The sequence below is a fragment of the Pseudomonas tremae genome, assembly GCF_001401155.1.
In the GTDB taxonomy this organism is placed as follows: domain Bacteria; phylum Pseudomonadota; class Gammaproteobacteria; order Pseudomonadales; family Pseudomonadaceae; genus Aquipseudomonas; species Aquipseudomonas tremae.
Map to the genome: position 1 here is coordinate 65,621 of NZ_LJRO01000482.1, position 18,918 is coordinate 84,538.

The following is an 18,918-nucleotide window of genomic DNA, read 5'->3' on the forward strand; positions in this document are numbered from 1 at the left end:
GAGGATCGTCATGAAGTTAGCCATAGTTACGGCCTGCCCGAACGGCAAGGTCAGCAGCGTACTCAGCGCACGGTTACTCGAAGCGGCGGCATTGCGTCAGGGCTGGGAAACCAGTGTCGAAATCATCGACCCCAACAAGGCAGAGCGTCAGCTTTCCGCACAGGATATCGAAGCCGCCGATCTGGTGCTGGTGGTCAACACCGGGCCGGTAGATTTGAGCCGGTTCGTCGGTAAGCGGCTGTTTCAGGATTCACCGTCTCATGCCTTGCAGGACGTCGATGGCTTTCTGCAGCGTGCCGCGCAGGACGCGCAGGTTCATGTCGCCTCGCAAACTGCAGCCCCCGAAGCCGCAGGCGCCACGGGTGCAAAACCGCGCATTGTCGCGATCACTGCCTGCCCGACCGGCGTTGCGCACACGTTCATGGCCGCCGAGGCCATTCAGCAGGCGGCCAAGCGTCTGGACTACGACCTGCAGGTCGAAACCCAAGGCTCGGTCGGCGCACGCAATCCGCTCAGCCCTCAGGCCATTGCCGACGCTGATGTGGTGCTGCTGGCTGCCGATATCGAGGTCAACACCGACCGCTTTGCAGGCAAAAAAATCTACCGCTGCGGCACTGGCATTGCGCTGAAACAGTCCGACGCGACGCTGAAAAAAGCCTTGGCGGAAGGTCAGGTGGAATCCGCTTCGTCCAATGCCGCCTCGCCTGCCAGGCAAGAGAAGGCGGGCGTCTACAAGCACTTGCTGACCGGTGTGTCGTTCATGTTGCCGATGGTGGTGGCAGGTGGTCTGCTGATCGCCCTGTCGTTCGTCTTCGGCATCAATGCGTTCAAGGAACAGGGCACGCTGGCTGCCGCCTTGATGCAGATCGGCGGGGAAGCGGCGTTCAAACTGATGGTGCCATTGCTGGCCGGTTACATCGCCTATTCGATTGCTGATCGTCCGGGTCTGGCGCCGGGGATGATCGGCGGTTTGCTGGCGAGTACGCTGGGTGCGGGCTTCATCGGCGGTATCATCGCCGGTTTTCTCGCTGGCTACAGTGCTGCCGCGATCAATCGCTATGCACGTCTGCCTGCCAGCGTCGAAGCGCTCAAGCCGATCCTCATCATCCCGTTGCTGTCGAGCCTGTTCACCGGTCTGGTGATGATTTACGTGGTCGGCAAGCCGGTCGCGGGCATGCTCGAGGCGCTGACCCACTTCCTCGACAGCATGGGCACTACCAATGCGATCCTGCTGGGCGTGGTGCTGGGCGCGATGATGTGCGTCGACCTCGGCGGTCCGATCAACAAGGCGTCCTACGCGTTCTCCGTCGGCCTGCTGGCCTCACAGAGCTACGCACCGATGGCCACAGCGATGGCCGCCGGTATGGTGCCGCCAATCGGTATGGGCATCGCGACCCTTCTGGCTCGTCGCAAGTTCGCTCAAAGCGAGCGAGAGGCCGGCAAGGCCGCGTTCGTGCTGGGGCTGTGCTTCATTTCCGAAGGTGCCATTCCGTTCGCTGCCAAAGACCCGCTTCGAGTTATTCCCGCCAGTGTCGTGGGCGGTGCGCTGACTGGCGCGTTGTCGATGTACTTCGGCTGCAAACTGATGGCGCCGCACGGTGGTCTGTTCGTGATGCTGATCCCCAACGCGATCAATCATGCGCTGTTGTACCTGCTGGCGATTGTGGTCGGCAGTGTGGTGACGGGCGTGATTTATGCGCTGATCAAACGGCCGGAAGCTGCAGAGCTGGACGTGGCGCCTGCCAGCGCCTGACCCTGCAGAGTACGAATGCCCTCAGCGCGCCAGTGCGAGGGCTACACCCTGGCCGCCACCGATGCACAGCGTGGCCAGGCCCTTCTTTGCATCACGCCTGATCATCTCGTGCAGCAGCGTCACCAACACGCGGCAGCCCGATGCTCCGATCGGGTGGCCGATGGCGATGGCGCCGCCATTGACGTTCAGCTTCTGCGGGTCAAGCCCCAGTTCCTTGCCTACCGACAGCGCCTGTGCAGCGAAGGCTTCGTTGGCTTCTATCAGGTCCAGCTCGTCCAGTGACCAGCCAGCCTTGTCCAGGCAGCGACGGGTGGCGCTCACGGGGCCTATGCCCATGATGGCCGGGTCAACGCCTGCATTGGCGTAGGCTGCGACATGCGCCAGCACCGGCAGGCCCAGTTGTTCGGCTTTGCTGGCGCTCATCAGCATCACGGCGGCCGCACCGTCGTTGAGCGACGAGGCGTTACCGGCGGTGACAGTGCCATCCTTCTTGAAAGCAGGTTTGAGTTTGCCCAGCGTTTCGGCTGTCGTTCCGGCACGGGGCTGCTCGTCTGTGGCGAAGGAAACGGGGTCGCCCTTGCGCTGCGGAATCAGGATCGGGGTGATTTCGCTGGCAAAGCGTCCGGCTTCGATGGCAGCGATCGCTTTCTGTTGGGAGAGCGCGGCAAAAGCGTCTTGCTCCTCGCGGCTGATGTCGTATTTTTGCGCCAGGTTTTCAGCGGTGACGCCCATGTGGTAATCGTTGAATGCGTCCCACAGGCCATCGCTGATCATGGTGTCGACCAGTTGGGCATGGCCCATGCGCAGACCGGTTCGCGCGCCGGGCATGACGTAGTTGGACAGGCTCATGTTCTCCTGGCCACCGGCGATGATGATGTCAGCGTCGCCGCAACGAATGGCCTGAGCGGCCAGATGCAGGGCCTTGAGGCCTGAGCCGCACACCTTGTTGAGGGTCATGGCCGGGACCGAGAAGGGCAGGCCCGCTTTGATGGCCGCCTGTCGTGCCGGGTTTTGACCCGCTCCGGCGGTGAGCACCTGGCCCATGATGACCTCATCAATGTGCGTGCCGTCCACGCCGGTCTGGGCCAAGAGCTGGCGTATGACAGCAGCGCCCAGATCGACCGCTGGAATGGTCGCCAGTGAGCCCTGGAAGCTGCCCACGGCGGTGCGGTTGGCAGCGACGATAACGACGTCATGCATGGTGCTGATCCTCATTGTTATTGAGGGCTCATGGTGGCACAGATGGGGAGACAGGTTCCAATCGCGAACCCCTCGGTCATATTTTGCAGCGTCTTTGCAACTGCTGCTCAGAGGCCCATGCGACGCTTGGCGCGTTGCGCCGATCCATTGCGCACTGCCCAGCGCATTAAAGGCGCGGTGCTGTTGACGCCCAGCCGGATGATCTTGCGCTGCAGAGGGCTTTGCGTGACATCGAGCATCTCGCTGGCCCAGACCGGCAGCAAGTCGACGCCAGCGCGCATCATCAATACACCAAAAGGCTTGGCCAGCCAGTTGGATGCCGGCGCATCCAGCAGCAGGCGCATCACTTCACGACTGCGATCATCACATACCAGATCGCCTTGAATACCTTCCAGATAGTCCGCGATGGCCTGACGGGAGCGTGGCACATCGCACGCGCCCAGCCGCTCGGCGACCAGCGCTGTCTCGGCGTAATACAGATCCTGATCCGCCAGCGACAGGTCTGGATCGTGATAGCGCAAATGTGCGGCCAGAAAGCTGCTGACTTCCGCCACATGCACCCAAGTCAGCAACTCTGGATCGCTTGCCGCGTAGGGCCGTCCATCCGGCGCTGTGCCGCTGATGTTCAGGTGGATGGCGCGTACTTTGTCGATCAACCAGTTGGCGTCCAGTTTGGAGCCATAGGTGGTGCCGGACAGAAATTGCCCGGTGCGTCTCAAGCGCCCGAGCATATCCTGACGAAAACTGGAGTGGTCCCAGATACCAGCGAGCGCCAGCGGGTGCAGCGCCTGCAGCATCAAGGCGCTGATGCCACCGACCAGCATGCTGGTAAAGTCGCCATGCACCTCCCAGCACACCGCTTGCGGGCCGAACAGACCGGGATCGCCCTTGGGGTTCTCCAGATCCAGTTGCCCGAGAGTGAGGCCGGTAAGGCTGATTACCTGGTTTTCGATGCGGGTACGGATGAATTCCATGTCGTGCTCGGGCATCGGGGAGGGAATATCAGGTACAACTGACGTGTGCCTGGATGGCTATCGTGCCAACGCTCCAGCGTTGCCACGCAGTTCGTGACGCGGGAGCGTCACGAGCTGCATTCCCACGCGGAGCGCGGGAACGATAATCATGGACGGGGCAAATCAGCCGCGGTGACGGCCGCGGAAGTAGTTGATCAAGCCTTGCGTCGATGCGTCGTCAGCAGGCTCTTCAGTGCCACCGGTCAGACGCTGATACACAGCCTTGCCCATTTCCTTGCCCAGTTCCACGCCCCACTGGTCAAACGCGTTGGTGCCCCAGATAACGCTTTGTACAAACACCTTGTGCTCATACATGGCCACCAGCGCGCCGAGACGACGTGGGCTGATGCGTTCTACCACCAGCGTATTGCTTGGGCGGTTACCAGGGATGACCTTGTGCGGCGCGAGTTTCTGCACCTCATCTTCAGCCATGCCTTTTTCACGCAACTCGGCCTCGGCTTCGGCGCGGGTCTTGCCCATCATCAGGGCCTGGCTCTGCGACAGGCAGTTGGCGTACAGCCACTGATGGTGGTCGGCAACCGGGTTGAAGCTGACGATCGGCACAATGAAGTCAGCCGGGATCATCTGTGTGCCTTGGTGCAGCAACTGGTGGTAAGCGTGCTGGCCGTTGGCGCCCACGCCACCCCATATGACCGGGCCTGTATCCGTGAGTGCCGGCGTGCCGTCCTGGCGAACGCTTTTGCCGTTGGATTCCATGTCCAGTTGTTGCAAGTGTTTGGTGATGTTGCGCAGGTAGTGGTCGTACGGCAGGATCGCGTGGCTCTGCGCGTTCCAGAAGTTGCCATACCAGACACCCAGCAGCGCCAGTAATACCGGCATGTTCTGCTCAAAAGGTGCGCTCTGAAAATGCTGGTCCATGGTGTAGGCGCCGGACAGCAGTTCCTTGAAGTTGGACATGCCGATGGCCAGCGCAATCGGCAGGCCGATTGCTGACCACAGCGAGTAGCGACCGCCGACCCAGTCCCACATCGGGAAGATGTTTTCTTCGCGGATACCGAACGCCACCGCAGCCGCATTGTTACTGGAGACTGCGATGAAGTGGCGATGCAGTTCGACCTCCGAGCCACCCTGCGCAAGGTACCAGGCACGTGCAGCTTGGGCGTTTTTCAGGGTTTCCAGCGTATTGAAGGACTTCGACGAAACGATGAACAGCGTGGTCTCGGCGCGAATCCTCATCGACAGCTCGTGAAACTCGCTGCCGTCGATGTTTGCCAGATAGTGGCAGCGAACGCCTTTGTGCGCGTAGGCCACCAGTGCTTCAGAGACCAGCTCCGGGCCGAGGAACGAGCCGCCGATGCCGATGTTGACCACGTCTGTGATCGGCTTTTCGGTGTAACCGCGCCACAGGCCGTCATGAATGCGGCCGACCAGCTCGGTCATCTGATTGAGCACGCGGTGTACGTCGGGCATCACATCGACGCCGTTGACCTTCAGCTTGTCACCCACCGGGCGGCGCAGTGCAGTATGGAGTGCCGGGCGACCTTCGGAGGAGTTGACCAGTTCGCCGTCGTACTGAGCCTTGATCGCGTCCTTGAGACCCACTTCACCGGCCAGGCTGACCAGAAGGTCGCGAGTCTCGGTGGTGATCAGGTTTTTCGAATAGTCGAGAAACAGGCCGGCGCTGCTGAGCGTGAACTGGTTGAAGCGCTGCGGATCGGTATTGAACGCTTCGCGCATGCTGAAATTCTGCATGGCCTGACGGTGTTTGTTCAATGCTTGCCAGGCGGGCAAAGCGGTCACATCGGAAGGATTGCGGTAGTACGCCATCGCTGCGGGTTTCCTTTAACGGGTTCGGGCTTGGATATTTTTAGAGCGAGGTCGCAAGCTCTCATTGGCTATACATAGCAGACTACCCTTCGCACACCTGTTTGTCTGCGCCTCGCCCTACCTGCCCCCGGTACTTTTTCGCACACAAGTTATCGGGGTTTCACTCAAATACTTTGGGTTGTGGTTCACGCAACCTGTATCGATAGGGCATTACTGACGTGGCTTAGTTCATCGGCCAGTGGATCCTTTCAGCCTTTGGTCAGGTGCAGATTGTCGATCAGACGGGTCTTGCCCAGAAAGGCAGCGGCCAGAATGACCACGTCGCGATCTTGCGCAGTCGCCGGACGCAGGTTGCTTGCATTGCGTATTTCCAGATAGTCGATGCGAAAACCGACGGCCTCAAGCTGCTGCTTCTTGCCTGCCAGCAGTGTCTCGAAATTCTGCTCGCCTGCGTTGATCGCGTCGGCCGCCTGGCAGATCGCCTGATACAGGGCAGGCGCTATGGCGCGTTGCTCATCGGACAGGTAGCCGTTGCGCGAAGACAATGCCAGGCCGTCATCGGCACGCACGGTAGGTTGGCCCAGGATCTCGATCGGCATGTTCAGGTCGCGGACCATTGCCCGGATCACCGCCAGTTGCTGGAAATCCTTCTCGCCGAAGATCGCCAGATCAGGCTGCACCATATTGAACAGCTTGCTGACCACCGTCGCGACACCCTCGAAGTGGCCGGGGCGACTGGCGCCGCACAGCCCCTGCGACAGGTGCGGAACGCTGACCAGCGTCTGCTCGGCCATGCCATCGGGGTACATTTCTTCGACAGTGGGCGTGAACAGCAGATCGCAGCCGGCCTGGACGAGTTTTTCCTGATCGGCGGCGAGGGTCCGCGGGTAGGTGGCCAGGTCTTCCTTGGGGCCGAATTGCAGTGGATTGACGAAAATGCTCGCGACCACGAAGTCTGCGCACTGCGCTGCCCTGGCGACCAGTGTGGCGTGGCCGCTGTGCAGGTTGCCCATTGTCGGCGTCAGGGCGATGCGCTTGCCTTCACGACGTGCCTGCGCAACCGCCGCGCGCAGTTCTGTAACGGTCTTAACTGTGTTCATGCCGAGAACCCGTGTTCGGTGGCCGGAAAGCTGACGTCCTTGACGGCGTTCACGTAGGCCTGAATGGCCGACTGGATGTCAGGTTGACCAACCATGAAGTTTTTCACGAACTTGGGGACGCGCCCGCTGATCGACAGGCCCAGCATGTCGTGCAGCACCAGAACCTGACCGTCGGTTGCGCTGCCGGCACCAATGCCTATCACCGGAATTTTCACTGCCAGAGTGATCTCTTCGGCCAGTTCGCTCGGCACGCATTCCAGCAGGATCATTGCGGCGCCGGCCTGCTCCAGCGCAATGGCATCGGCGCGCATTTGTCGGGCCTGTGCTTCCAGGCGGCCCTGAACCTTGTAACCGCCCAGCACATTGACCGACTGTGGCGTGAGGCCCATGTGCGCGCAGACCGGAATCCCGCGCTCTGCCAGCAAGCGAATCGACTCGCCCAACCAGGCGGCGCCTTCGACCTTGATCATGTGCGCACCGGCCTGCATCAACGTCGTACTGTTGATGAAGGTCTGCTCCAGCGTGGCGTTGGCCATGAACGGCAGGTCGGCGAGAATCAGCGCGCCTTGGTTGCCCCGTTTCACACACGCCACGTGGTACGCCGTTTCGGCCGTGGTCACTGGCAGTGTGCTGTCATGACCTTGCAGGACCATACCCAGCGAGTCGCCTATCAGCAGCACTTCGACCCCGGCCTGGCAGGCAGTGTGGGCAAAGGTTGCGTCGTAACAGGTCAGCATGGTGATTTTCTCACCCTTCTGCTTCATGGCCAGCAGCGACGTAACGGTTATGTTCGGCATGTAAAGTTCTCCATCAGGCACTGTGCAATGGGGGCTCAGCGCGTGAGAGTCATCCTGGAAAAGCAGGCACACCGTCGTGTCGCGGTGTTTTGCAAAAGGCCTGTTTCGCGCCCGTTCGCCAGTGTGGCAGCGGCGGGAGGCCTATCTTCGTGAGGAGGGGGCGTTAAGTCAATTGAAGGTGTTACCTGTGTGCCGAACCGGTTACACCCGCGGACACAAGGCTGGGCTTCAAGCCTCGGCAGGCAGGCGCTCGAGGCCTGTGAAAGGGCATTCACTCAGCAACCGAGGCAGCTCGCGCCCGTCGGCGAGGACCAGCGCAGGGGCCAGCTCGGCCAGTGGATAAAGCACGAAGGCGCGGGAGTGCAGGTCGTAGTGCGGCACTTTGAGGCGCGGCTCGTTGATCAGTCGGTCGCCGAACAGCAGAATATCGAGGTCAAGAGTACGTGGGCCCCAACGCTCGTGGCGCTCACGTCCCTGATCCAGCTCGATGGCTTGCAGAGCGTCAAGCAGCGTCAGCGGCGGCAGGGCAGTGTCCAGCGCTGCGACAGCGTTGGTATAGCGCGGTTGACCGGGCAGCAGCGAGTCACTGACATAGAATGAAGAGACACCACTTAGCGTGCAATCGGGCAACCGGGCCAGCGCCTTGAGGGCACTGTGCAATTGCTCGGCCGGGTCAGCAAGATTGCTGCCCAGGCCTATGTACACGCGTTCAGTGGTCAACAGCGGTTCATTCACCGCTTTGCGCCTCGCCACTGCTGCGCTTGCGCTTGGCGCCACTGTTGCGACGACGCTTGCGCGGTGCAGCGCCGGCGGCTTCCGGCTTGTTGCTCAGGTCACGAATCATGTCGCGACGTTCGCTGTCGTTGCAGTCCTGATAATCGGTCCACCATTGGCCCAGACCGTCAGTCTGCTCGCCTGCGCTTTCGCGTAGCAGGAGGAAGTCGTAGCCGGCCCGGAAGCGCGAGTTGTCCAGCAGCAGGTCGGCACGCTTGCCTGAACGACGCGGCAGGCGTTCCTGCATGTCCCAGATTTCGCGGATCGGTAGCGTGAAGCGCTTGGGAATCGCGATGCGTTGGCATTGCTCGATGATCAGCTCGTGAGCAGCATCCTGCATGGCGGCAATCGGCGGCATGCCGCGCTCTTGGGCGCGCAGTACTTTGGCTGGCAGTGCAGGCCAGAGCAGGGCGGCAAACAGGAACGCCGGAGTAACCGGTTTGTTCTGCTTGATGCGCAAGTCGGTGTTGATCAAGGCATTGCTGATCAGTGTGTGGGTATACGTCGGGTTGTATTCCAGCGCTTTGGAGCTGGCCGGGAACAGAGGGTCGAACAGCTCGAGGTCCACCAGCATTTCAAAGGTGGGAGCCGCGTAGCCCGAGAGGAACAGTTTGAGGACTTCTTCGAACAGGCGTGCCGAGGGTATATCACGCAGCATGGGAGCCAGTGCACTGATCGGCTGGGCGCTGTGTTTTTCAATGCCGAAATCAAGTTTGGCAGCGAAGCGCACTGCACGCAGCATGCGCACCGGGTCTTCCTTGTAACGCTGTTCAGGATCGCCGATCAGGCGTATCAGCTTGTTGCGGATGTCATGTACGCCGTTGGCGTAATCCAGCACACGCTCGCTGACCGGGTCGTAATACAGCGCGTTGATCGTGAAGTCGCGACGCTGGGCGTCCTCTTCAAGTGTGCCGTAAACGTTGTCCCGCAGAATGCGTCCGCTTTCGTTGCGCGAAGACTGGTTGCTGTCCTCTTCCTCGTCATCCTGTGGATGATTGGCGCGGAACGTCGCCACTTCGATGATTTCCCGACCGAAGTGGATATGCACCAGCTTGAACCGGCGGCCAATGATCCGCGCATTGCGGAACTCGGCCCTTACCTGTTCAGGCGTTGCACTGGTGGCGACGTCGAAATCCTTGGGCGTGATATTGAGCATCATGTCACGTACGCAGCCACCGACCAGATAGGCCTGGTAGCCGGCATTCTGCAGGCGCTCGACAATGTTGACGGCATAACGGCTGAACTGGCTGCGCTGCAGCGAGTGCTGACTGCTATTGAGCACTTCAGGCGTGGTACGCGTATGTTGCTGCGGTTTGCGCAGTGGGGAGCGAAATGACTGGAACAACTTCTTCAGCATGGGATGCACTGTTTGAAGGAATATTCGGCCAAAAACGTGGAATGACCGCATGATGGGCGGGGATTCTAGCATTTAGTCGAGGGATGGTGTAGGAAGCTGTCGCGGAAGGGGCAAAGTACGGCGCGTATAGAACCGGTAAGCTACTGGGGGAGCCGAAGCTCCCCCAAAGTGTGTGCTCTTTATTATTGTTTTCTGTATGGGCTTCTTGTTTTTGTTGAGTGCCCTTTCACGAGACTGTCGCCTGTGAAACCTCCCAGTCGGGAGTCAAGAGCAAACGGATTGCTTTGGTCGCTGTGTTGCAATGATCATTCGATCCAACCAGTTCAGGCTCTACCTAAGGGTAGTTTTTGTTGTTCTCGGCCTGGTTGCGGGGCAAGCCCCAAATACAACTCCTCTCCAAAAGAATCAGTTAGCTGCGCCTCCGCCGTGTTGTTCTTGTTATGCGTGAGTCGATTCGTGTTGTTTTTATTGTGGGTGTCGTACGGCTTGTTGTTGTTCTTGTACTAAGCATATAGCAGAAGCTGTGCCAACTTTAGACAACCCCCGTAAACCGGGACGTTGCGGGCTACCGGCGTTTTTTGCAGGCACAAAAAAACCGAGATTCGTTACCGATAAACCCGGCTTTTGTTACGTGAAGTACATGAGGTAACAGTTTTCACAGAGCCCTGTACACCGCGTGCCAGAGCCCTGCGTCAGGTATCACGTTTCGCTGGCCACACCTTTGCGGCGGGGTATGCCCAGACGCTGCCGACGTTCCCACAGGCACTTGCGGCTGACGCCCAGTTTGCGTGCCAGTTCGGTTTCAGTCATGTGGTCCTGATGCTCCAGCACGAAGTGCTGGAAGTAGTCCTCGAGCGACAGGTCTTCACTGGGCTCGTTGCCGGTCGAACCCGCAGAGCCAGGCAGCGGGGCCATGCCCATGTATTCATCGTCGTCCAGACCGTCCAGTTCGATGTCGATACCCAGCAGGTCAGCGGTGATTTCCGGGTTCTCGCAAAGGATCACCGAACGCTCGACGGCGTTTTCCAGCTCGCGTACGTTGCCGGGCCAGCTGTAATGACGGATGGCCTGCTCGGCGTCAGGCGCAAATTTCAGGTCGGTGCGGCCAACCTTGGCGCTCTGGCGTATCAGGAACGCGTGGGCTATTTCGAGTATGTCGCTGCCGCGTTCGCGCAACGCCGGGAGCTTCAAGGCGATGACGTGCAGGCGATAGAACAGGTCTTCACGAAATTCGCCGTTTTTGGCCAGCGTCTTGAGGTCACGGTGCGTGGCCGCGATCAAGCGAACGTCGACCTTTTGTGACTGAACCGAACCCACTCGACGAATTTCCCCTTCCTGCAGCACGCGCAGCAGCCGTGCCTGGGCTTCCAGTGGCAGCTCGCCGATCTCGTCGAGAAACAACGTGCCGCCATCTGCCGCCTCGACCAGCCCGGCACGGCCGGCGCTGGCCCCTGTGAAAGCGCCTTTCTCGTGACCGAACAGTTCGGACTCGATCAGGGATTCCGGGATGGCCGCACAGTTGACCGAGATCATCGGCGCCTTGGCACGGCGTGACAGGTTGTGCAAGGCGCGGGCGACCAGTTCCTTGCCGGTGCCCGATTCGCCCTGGACCAGCACGTTGGAGTCGGTCGGCGCCACTTTGCGGATCTTGCTATAGAGGTCCAGCATCGGCGGGCAGGAGCCGATAATGCCGATCTCGCCGTTGTGATTCTGTGTCGGACTTTTTTCGGCAGCGCCCGCTTTGGCGAGTGCGCTGCGCTCGTCCTGCAGGCTCTTGACGGTCTGCCGATCGCTCAGGATGCGCGAAACTGCTTGCAACATTTCGTCGTGATCGAAGGGTTTGGCGATGTAATCCACCGCGCCCATCTTCATCGAATCGACGGCCGAGCGCAGGCTGGCGTAACTGGTCATGATCAGCACCGGTTTGCCTTCGCCCAGCTTGATCAGTTCGGTGCCCGGAGCGCCCGGCAAGCGAAGGTCGCTGACGATCAGGTCAAACGAGGGGATGCTGAAACGTTCCTGAGCTTCCTGAACCGAGCCGGCTTCACTGACTTCATACTGGTTGCGCTCAAGCAGGCGACGCAAGGCTGAGCGGATAATCGTTTCGTCTTCGACGATCAAAATATGCGGCATTGATTCAATTCTCTCGACGGTCTCAGTTCGCGGTGGACGTCGCGTCGACATGGCGTGGCAAGGTCACACGAATGCGCGTGCCACGCTGCTGCTCGGGATCGGCCGGGCTGTCGATGATGATTTGTCCATAATGCTCTTCGACGATGGAATAGACCAGCGCGAGGCCTAGTCCGGTTCCTTCGCCAGGGTCCTTGGTGGTGAAGAACGGCTCGAACAATCTGTCCATGATTGCCTTTGAAATTCCACTGCCTTCGTCTTCGACGATGAGGTCCACGGTGTGCTCGGACACTTCGCTTCTGACCCTGACCGTGCTGCCTGCCGGCGAGGCGTCGCGGGCGTTGGAGAGCAGGTTGATCAGAACCTGTGCCAAGCGTTGCGGATCGCCTACAGCCCAGTGTTCTGGGTTGCACAGGTTGTAGAAGTGTACTTCGAAATTGCGCCTGTTCAGCGCCAGCAGACCAATAGCATCCTGAGCCACTTCAGCCAGACAAACGGCTTCATCGCTGTGCTGATGAGCGCCCGCATGGGCGAAGCTCATCAGCGACTGGACGATACGCGATACGCGTTTGGTCTGTTCTAGAATCTGGCTGCTGATTTCTTTCAGTTCGCCGTCTTCTTCGCGTTCTTCACGCAGGTTTTGCGCGAGGCAGGCGATGCCGGTGATCGGGTTGCCGATTTCGTGCGCTACACCTGCAGCCAGCCGGCCGATACTTGCCAGCCGTTCGGAATGGACCAGCTTGTCTTCGAGCATTTGTGTGTCGGTCAGGTCCTCGACCAGCAACACCAGCCCGCTGTTGCCGGGGGCGAGCGGCTCGTTGATGGCGGCCTTGTGCAGGTTAAGCCAGCGCGTCTGTCCGTCCAGTCCGAGTTTCTGCTTGTGCAAGTGTTCGTCCGGCACGCTGGTGAAGCCGGTGAGCAGGCTTTTCCAGGGCTCGGAGATGGTGTCCAGTCGCGAACCGACAACCCGCTTGGCGATGATTCCGGTCAATTCCTCCATGGCCCGGTTCCACATCAGGATTTCCTGATCCTCGGCCAGCGAGCAGACCCCCATCGGCAGTTCCTGCAATGTCTGGCGATGGTAGCGGCGCAGGGCGTCGAGTTCGGCGGCCAGCCCGGTCAGGCGCGAATGGTAGTCCTCAAGGCGGCTCTCGATGAAGTGGATGTCTTCGGTGACGTATTTTTCGCTGCCGGACTTATAGGGAAGGAATGTTTCCACCATATCCTGAGCGACGCTCGGGCCCATCAGCCCGGACAGGTTGGCTTCTATCCGGTCACGCAGGCGGCGCAGGGCGTAAGGGCGGCGTTCGTCGAACGGCAGGTACAGGTCGCGCAGCGCTTGTTCGACTTCCTTTTGTGCAGCTTTTGCTCCAAGCGGCTTGGCCAGTTGCGTGGCAAATTCCTGAGGTGATACAGCGTGCAGTTCGCGGCGTTGCGGACGGCTCACGTTATCGACGGCGCAGGCCTCGGCGGCGCTGACCTCTTCAGGGCTGGCGTTGGTGAACAGCGATACCAGAGTGAACAACAACACGTTGGCGGCGAGCGAGGCGATTGCCGCCATATGCCAACTGGTGTCGTCCAGCACGTAGATCATGTTTAGCCAGGGAATGTAGACGCCTTGCAGGTTGCCGATGAGCGGCAGCAGCATGCTGACCACCCAGACGGCGATGCCGGCCAGCAGCCCGGCGATGAAACCACGTCGGTTGGCGGTCGGCCAATACAGCACCGACAGCACGCCAGGCAGAAATTGCAGGGTGGCCACGAAGGCGACGATCCCTAGATTGGCCAGATCCTGCTGAGCGCCCAGCATCAGGTAGAAGCCGTAACCCAGAGCGATGATTGCCACAATCAGCCCGCGTCGGGTCCATTTCAGCCAACGGTAGATATTGCCCTCGGCTGGCGGCTGGTAAAGCGGCAGTACCAGATGGTTGAGCGCCATGCCGGACAGCGCCAGGGTGGTGACGATGATCAGCCCGCTGGCCGCCGACAGCCCGCCGATGTAAGCGAGCAGGGCGAGTGACTTGCTGTTGGCGGCGATGCCAATGCCCAGCGTGAAGTATTCCGGGCTGGTGGTGGCGCCCAGCTTGAGCCCGGCCCACAGGATCAGCGGTACCGCCAGACTGATCAGCAGTAAAAACAGCGGCAGCCCCCAACTGGCGCTGACCAGCGAGCGTGGGTTGAGGTTTTCCGTGAAGGTCATGTGATACATGTGCGGCATGACGATGGCTGAGGCGAAGAACACCAGCAGCAAGGTGCGCCACGGGCCTTCCTGCAAGGGCGTGTGCAGCGAGGCGAGGGCAGCCTGATTCTGCAGTAGCCACAGTTCGAGTTGTTGCGGACCGTCGAACACGCCGTACAGGGCATAGAGCCCGACGCCGCCCAGAGCGATCAGTTTGATCAGCGATTCGAAGGCGATGGCAAATACCAGACCTTCGTGCTTCTCCCGGGTGGCGATATGCCGAGAACCGAAGAAAATCGTGAACAGGGTGATCAAACCGCAAAACGCCAAGGCGACCCGGTCCTGCACCGGTTCGCGGGTCAGAATGCCGATGGAGTCGGCCACGGCCTGAATCTGCAGCGCAAGTAACGGCAGGACGCCGATCAGCATGAATACTGTGGTCAGTGCCCCAGCCCAGGTGCTGCGAAACCGGAAAGCGAACAGGTCGGCCAGCGATGAAAGCTGGTAGGTGCGAGTAATTTTGAGGATCGGGTAAAGCAGCACAGGCGCGAGCAGAAATGCCCCGGAAACACCGAGGTAGCTGGACAAAAAACCATAGCCGTACTTATACGCCAGGCCGACCGTGCCATAAAACGCCCACGCACTGGCATAAACGCCCAGGGAGAGGGTATAGGTCAATGGATGACGAATGATCCAGCGCGGCACCAGCCCGCGCTCGCTGACCCAGGCCACGCCGAACAGAAGCAGCAGATAGGCGGCGCTGACCAACAGCATATGCGTCAGGCTAAAGCTCATCGGCATCTCGCTGGCTCTGGAGAATGAACGTCACCACGATCAGGATCAGCCACAGCATGTAGGGCCGATACCACGCGCCGGTGGCATCGATCCACCAGTCCATGATGGCCGGGGAGAACAGGTAAATGCCTACCACCAGAAGCAAAACCAACCGGTATATGTACATCTGGTCTCCCTGAGCCGGTAGATGAGGAGCGGCATGTTAACGGATGCCGGATAACCTGCAAGTATCCTTGCGTCGCAGTTTTCGGCGACCGCTCTGGATCAGTCTATACGGGCTTCTTCGACAGTGCGCAGTCTGGGTATGAGGTCGGCGTTCCAGTGGCGGAGACCCCAGGCGAGTACTTCCTGAGCGGTTCCATCGGTCATGTGCGCGTCAACCGGTTGCCCCAGCGCCCTCAGCGCTCGCAATAACAGTGGCGTTGCCTGATCTGCAGGCAGTGGCGGCGAGCGATAGGATTTGCCGAGCTTGTGGCCGTCTGGCTGGGTGATGAGCGGTACGTGCAGGTAGCGCGGCTGAGGCAGGCCAAGTAGCTCTTGCAGGTACAAATGACGAGGCGTCGAGTCCAGCAGATCGGCGCCGCGCACGATGTCGGTAACGCCCTGCCAGGCGTCATCAATGACCACGGCCAGCTGATAGGCGTAAAGCCCGTCACGCCTGCGGATCACAAAGTCGCCGCTTTCGCGTCCCAGGCGCATCTTGAAGGTGCCCTGCACCCGGTCTTCAAATTGATATTCCAGCTCCGGCACCCGAATGCGAATGGCTGCGTTTTCCGGCGCATGCCCTGCGTCGCGGCAGAACCCTGGGTAAATTCCATTAAATGCTTCAAGCTGTTTGCGTGAGCAGGTACAGGCGTATGCCAGGCCATGATTGAACCAGCGCTGGAGGACTTCGGCGTAGGCTGCATGACGCTCGCTTTGCCGGACCATCTGACCGTCCCATTCAAAACCGTAACGCTCCAGCGTTTCGAGAATCGCAGCTTGCGCCCCGGCCACCTCGCGAGGCGGGTCGAGGTCTTCCATGCGCAGCAGCCATTGGCCGCCAGCCGCACGCGCATCCAGATAGGACGCCAGTGCGGCGACCAGCGAGCCGAAATGCAGATAACCACTGGGAGTCGGCGCAAAGCGCCCGATGTAGGCCGGTTTTTTCATGGCCCGGATGTTACGGGGGGCGGCCTTGAGCGGGCAAGCGAAACACCTGAGATCAACGAACTGCGGTCTGACGCACAGCGTCGCGAAAGGCATTCCCACGTGGAGTGGGAACGCTAATCATGAGAGCCGTGATTTTGGCAGGCACAAAAAAAGACGCCGAAGCGTCTCTTTTCAGTTCAAGGCGGCCACAGGTTATTTACCGACCTGTTTTTCCTTGATTTCAGCCAGCGTCTTGCAGTCGACACACTGGTCGGCGGTCGGGCGTGCTTCAAGACGGCGGATGCCGATCTCTACACCGCAGGATTCGCACCAGCCATATTCTTCGTCTTCGATAAGCTGCAATGTCTTGTCGATTTTCTTGATCAGCTTGCGCTCGCGGTCGCGTGCGCGAAGCTCAAGGCTGAACTCTTCTTCCTGACTGGCGCGGTCGGCCGGATCAGGAAAATTGGCAGCTTCATCCTTCATGTGGGTCATCGTGCGATCGACCTCTTGCATCAAGTCCTGCTTCCACTTGTTCAGGATCTTGGTGAAGTGCGCGCGCATCGGCGCACCCATGTACTCTTCGCCCTTCGTGGACTCGTACGGTTGAAAGCCGCTGACTAGATGGTTCTGTTGCTTGTCTTGGGTGGGCATGTATGGACCGCCTCTCACTCTTCTAATCTATTGCGCAGGATTGTTCCATCACCGACACCCGTCGGCCCTGCAGCTGCAAGCGGGCGAACTTAACAGAACAAATCGGAGTGCGCTACTCCCGGTTGTCGAGCATGATGGCGTAATGCACTCGCAAAGATGACCGTTGGCAAACCGCCCTGCGCTTAAATGAACTCTAGCTGCTGTACGCCGTCGTATTTATCTTTTGTCCGGTATCCGCTGACCGGCACGGGTGCCTTTCAAAGCATGTCGGCCGGGCGCTCGGGTAGAATCATGCCCCGCTGTCATGACAATCATGTTTTGCTCCCGCTCCACTATAAGGAAGACCCATGGCTCAGCCTTACAGCGCGCGCAGTCGCGCCATCGAACCCTTCCATGTGATGGCGCTGCTGGCACGTGCCAATGAACTGCAGGCGGCGGGGCATGATGTCATTCACCTTGAGATCGGCGAGCCGGACTTCATCACCGCAGACCCGATCATAAAAGCGGGGCAGGCAGCCCTGGCGGACGGCAAGACCCGTTACACCGCCGCGCGGGGCCTGCCGCAACTGCGCGAAGCCATCGCCGGGTTCTATGCCCAGCGCTATCGGCTCGATATTGACCCGCAGCGGATTCTGGTCACGCCGGGCGGTTCAGGCGCCTTGCTGCTGGCCAGCAGCCTGCTGGTCGATCCTGGCAAGCACTGGTTGCTGGCTGATCCGGGGTATCCGTGCAATCGGCACTTCTTGCGTTTGATCGAAGGCGAGGCGCAATTGGTGCCGGTCGGCCCGCAGCAGCGTTATCAACTGACGCCCGAGCTGGTGGCCAGCCACTGGAACGAGAACAGCGTCGGTGCATTGCTGGCATCGCCCGCCAACCCTACCGGTACGCTTCTGGATCGTGATGAACTGGCTGCTCTGTCTCATGCATTGAAAGCACGCAACGGCCACCTTGTGGTGGACGAGATTTACCACGGCCTGACATATGGCGTTGACGCAAGCAGCGTGCTGGAAGTGGATAACGATGCCTTTGTGTTGAATAGCTTTTCAAAATATTTCGGAATGACCGGCTGGCGTCTGGGTTGGCTGGTTGCCCCGCCAGAGGCTGTGGGTGATCTGGAAAAACTGGCGCAGAACCTCTACATCAGTGCTCCAAGCATGGCGCAATACGCTGCGCTGGCCTGTTTCGAACCACAGACGCTGGCCATTCTGGAGCAGCGCCGCGCCGAATTCGGCCGTCGCCGGGATTTTTTATTACCCGCCCTGCGGGAAATGGGTTTCGGTATCGCCGTAGAGCCGCAAGGTGCGTTTTATCTGTACGCCGATATATCTGCGTTTGGGGGCGACGCCTTTTCGTTCTGCCGGCATTTTCTGGAAACCGAGCATGTGGCTTTCACTCCAGGCCTGGATTTCGGCCGCTTTCAGGCAGGCCATCACGTGCGCTTTGCCTATACGCAAAGCTTGCCGCGCCTTGAACAGGCAGTGGAGCGAATTGCTCGCGGCCTGCGCAGCTGGAGCGCCTGATGCGCTTTTCGCCAGAGCTGGAGCAGGGTCGCCTGCTGGTCCGCTACAAACGTTTTCTCGCAGATATTGAAACCGAGAGTGGAGAACTGCTGACTATCCATTGCCCGAACACCGGCTCGATGCTGAACTGCATGATGCCCGGCGGGCGCGTGTGGTTCAGTCGCTCCAATGACCCAAAGCGCAAGCTGCCGGGCACGTGGGAGATCACGGAAACGCCGCAGGGGCGTTTCGCCTGTATCAACACCGCAAGAGCCAATACGCTGGTTGAAGAGGCGTTGCGCGCCGGGGTGATCAGCGAGCTGGACGGTTTTACGGCGCTCAAGCGCGAAGTGGCCTACGGTCAGGAGAAAAGCCGCGTGGACTTCCGCCTGGAATACCCCGATGGTTATTTGTATCTGGAAGTGAAAAGCGTGACGTTGGGTTTCGATGGCTCTGCCGTGGCAGCGTTTCCCGATGCGGTCACACAGCGTGGCGCGCGGCACCTTCGCGAGCTGGCATCGCTGGCGCGTGAAGGCGTTCGGGCAGTATTGCTTTATTGCGTCAACCTCACCGGCATAGAAGCGGTAAGGCCGGCCAAGGAGATCGATCCTGCTTACGCAGCGGCATTGCGCGACGCTGTCGATGCCGGCGTTCAGGTGCTGGCCTATGGTGTGCAATTGACGCCGGAAGAAGTGTTCATCGACCGCCGCCTGGAGCTGCACTGGCCGGACTGAAGCATTTACGCTAC

The 18,918-nt window shown here is 60.0% G+C and carries 15 protein-coding genes; 3 read left to right on the top strand and 12 right to left on the bottom strand.

The features are described 5' to 3' along the window. The first annotated feature begins 10 nt into the window (after positions 1-10). Entirely contained in the window at positions 11-1,753 is a 1,743-nt protein-coding gene (locus tag ALO43_RS26645; RefSeq protein ID WP_024669656.1) for a PTS fructose-like transporter subunit IIB, read from the top strand. 21 nt (positions 1,754-1,774) lie between these two features. Here the strand turns inward: ALO43_RS26645 and ALO43_RS26650 are convergent, their stop codons facing one another. The 12 genes from ALO43_RS26650 to dksA form a co-directional block, all read right to left on the bottom strand. Beyond that, entirely contained in the window at positions 1,775-2,953 is a 1,179-nt protein-coding gene (locus ALO43_RS26650; protein WP_005895718.1) for an acetyl-CoA C-acetyltransferase, read from the bottom strand. A 107-nt stretch (positions 2,954-3,060) separates the two neighbouring features. Then, on the bottom strand, positions 3,061-3,927 hold the full coding sequence (locus ALO43_RS26655; RefSeq protein WP_005895721.1) for an oxygenase MpaB family protein: 867 nt from the start codon (positions 3,925-3,927) through the stop codon (positions 3,061-3,063). Between the two features lie 162 nt (positions 3,928-4,089). Beyond that, the gene (pgi, locus tag ALO43_RS26660; RefSeq protein WP_053932138.1) at positions 4,090-5,754 is read right to left on the bottom strand and encodes a glucose-6-phosphate isomerase; all 1,665 of its coding nucleotides are present in this window, start codon (positions 5,752-5,754) and stop codon (positions 4,090-4,092) included. Positions 5,755-6,002: 248 nt separating this feature from the next. After that, on the bottom strand, positions 6,003-6,854 hold the full coding sequence (gene panC / locus ALO43_RS26665) for a pantoate--beta-alanine ligase (RefSeq protein ID WP_024669652.1): 852 nt from the start codon (positions 6,852-6,854) through the stop codon (positions 6,003-6,005). Further along, positions 6,851-7,651, bottom strand: a complete 801-nt coding sequence (gene panB / locus ALO43_RS26670) for a 3-methyl-2-oxobutanoate hydroxymethyltransferase (protein ID WP_005895735.1) — start codon at positions 7,649-7,651, stop codon at positions 6,851-6,853. The genes panC and panB overlap by 4 nt, the downstream gene beginning before the upstream one ends. Before the next feature lie 228 nt (positions 7,652-7,879). Continuing rightward, a complete protein-coding gene (gene folK, locus ALO43_RS26675; protein ID WP_053481424.1) occupies positions 7,880-8,386 on the bottom strand; it encodes a 2-amino-4-hydroxy-6-hydroxymethyldihydropteridine diphosphokinase in 507 nt (168 codons plus the stop codon). Then, entirely contained in the window at positions 8,379-9,782 is a 1,404-nt protein-coding gene (locus ALO43_RS26680) for a polynucleotide adenylyltransferase PcnB (RefSeq protein ID WP_005895742.1), read from the bottom strand. Before ALO43_RS26680 ends, folK begins: the two co-directional genes overlap by 8 nt. A 699-nt stretch (positions 9,783-10,481) precedes the next feature. Further along, complete coding sequence (locus ALO43_RS26685; RefSeq protein ID WP_005895744.1) at positions 10,482-11,915, bottom strand: sigma-54-dependent transcriptional regulator; 1,434 nt, start codon at positions 11,913-11,915, stop codon at positions 10,482-10,484. Positions 11,916-11,937: 22 nt separating this feature from the next. Beyond that, positions 11,938-14,892: a sensor histidine kinase gene (locus ALO43_RS26690; RefSeq protein ID WP_122329518.1), complete on the bottom strand. Its 2,955-nt coding sequence runs from the start codon at positions 14,890-14,892 to the stop codon at positions 11,938-11,940. Beyond that, on the bottom strand, positions 14,876-15,052 hold the full coding sequence (locus tag ALO43_RS26695; protein WP_002552060.1) for a hypothetical protein: 177 nt from the start codon (positions 15,050-15,052) through the stop codon (positions 14,876-14,878). Before ALO43_RS26695 ends, ALO43_RS26690 begins: the two co-directional genes overlap by 17 nt. Positions 15,053-15,150: 98 nt before the next feature. Beyond that, positions 15,151-16,038 carry a tRNA glutamyl-Q(34) synthetase GluQRS gene (gene gluQRS / locus ALO43_RS26700; RefSeq protein ID WP_054998411.1) on the bottom strand — a complete coding sequence of 296 codons (888 nt, stop codon included), beginning with the start codon at positions 16,036-16,038 and terminating at the stop codon, positions 15,151-15,153. 192 nt (positions 16,039-16,230) lie between these two features. Continuing rightward, positions 16,231-16,671 (bottom strand): RNA polymerase-binding protein DksA, encoded by a 441-nt coding sequence (gene dksA, locus ALO43_RS26705; protein WP_024669647.1) that lies wholly within the window; start codon positions 16,669-16,671, stop codon positions 16,231-16,233. A gap of 347 nt (positions 16,672-17,018) precedes the next feature. On the opposite strand from dksA, the gene ALO43_RS26710 reads away from it, so the two are divergent. Continuing rightward, the gene (locus ALO43_RS26710) at positions 17,019-18,191 is read left to right on the top strand and encodes a pyridoxal phosphate-dependent aminotransferase (protein ID WP_024669646.1); all 1,173 of its coding nucleotides are present in this window, start codon (positions 17,019-17,021) and stop codon (positions 18,189-18,191) included. Next, positions 18,191-18,904 (top strand): DNA/RNA nuclease SfsA, encoded by a 714-nt coding sequence (gene sfsA, locus ALO43_RS26715; RefSeq protein WP_024669645.1) that lies wholly within the window; start codon positions 18,191-18,193, stop codon positions 18,902-18,904. Before ALO43_RS26710 ends, sfsA begins: the two co-directional genes overlap by 1 nt. The last annotated feature ends 14 nt before the right edge of the window (positions 18,905-18,918 follow it).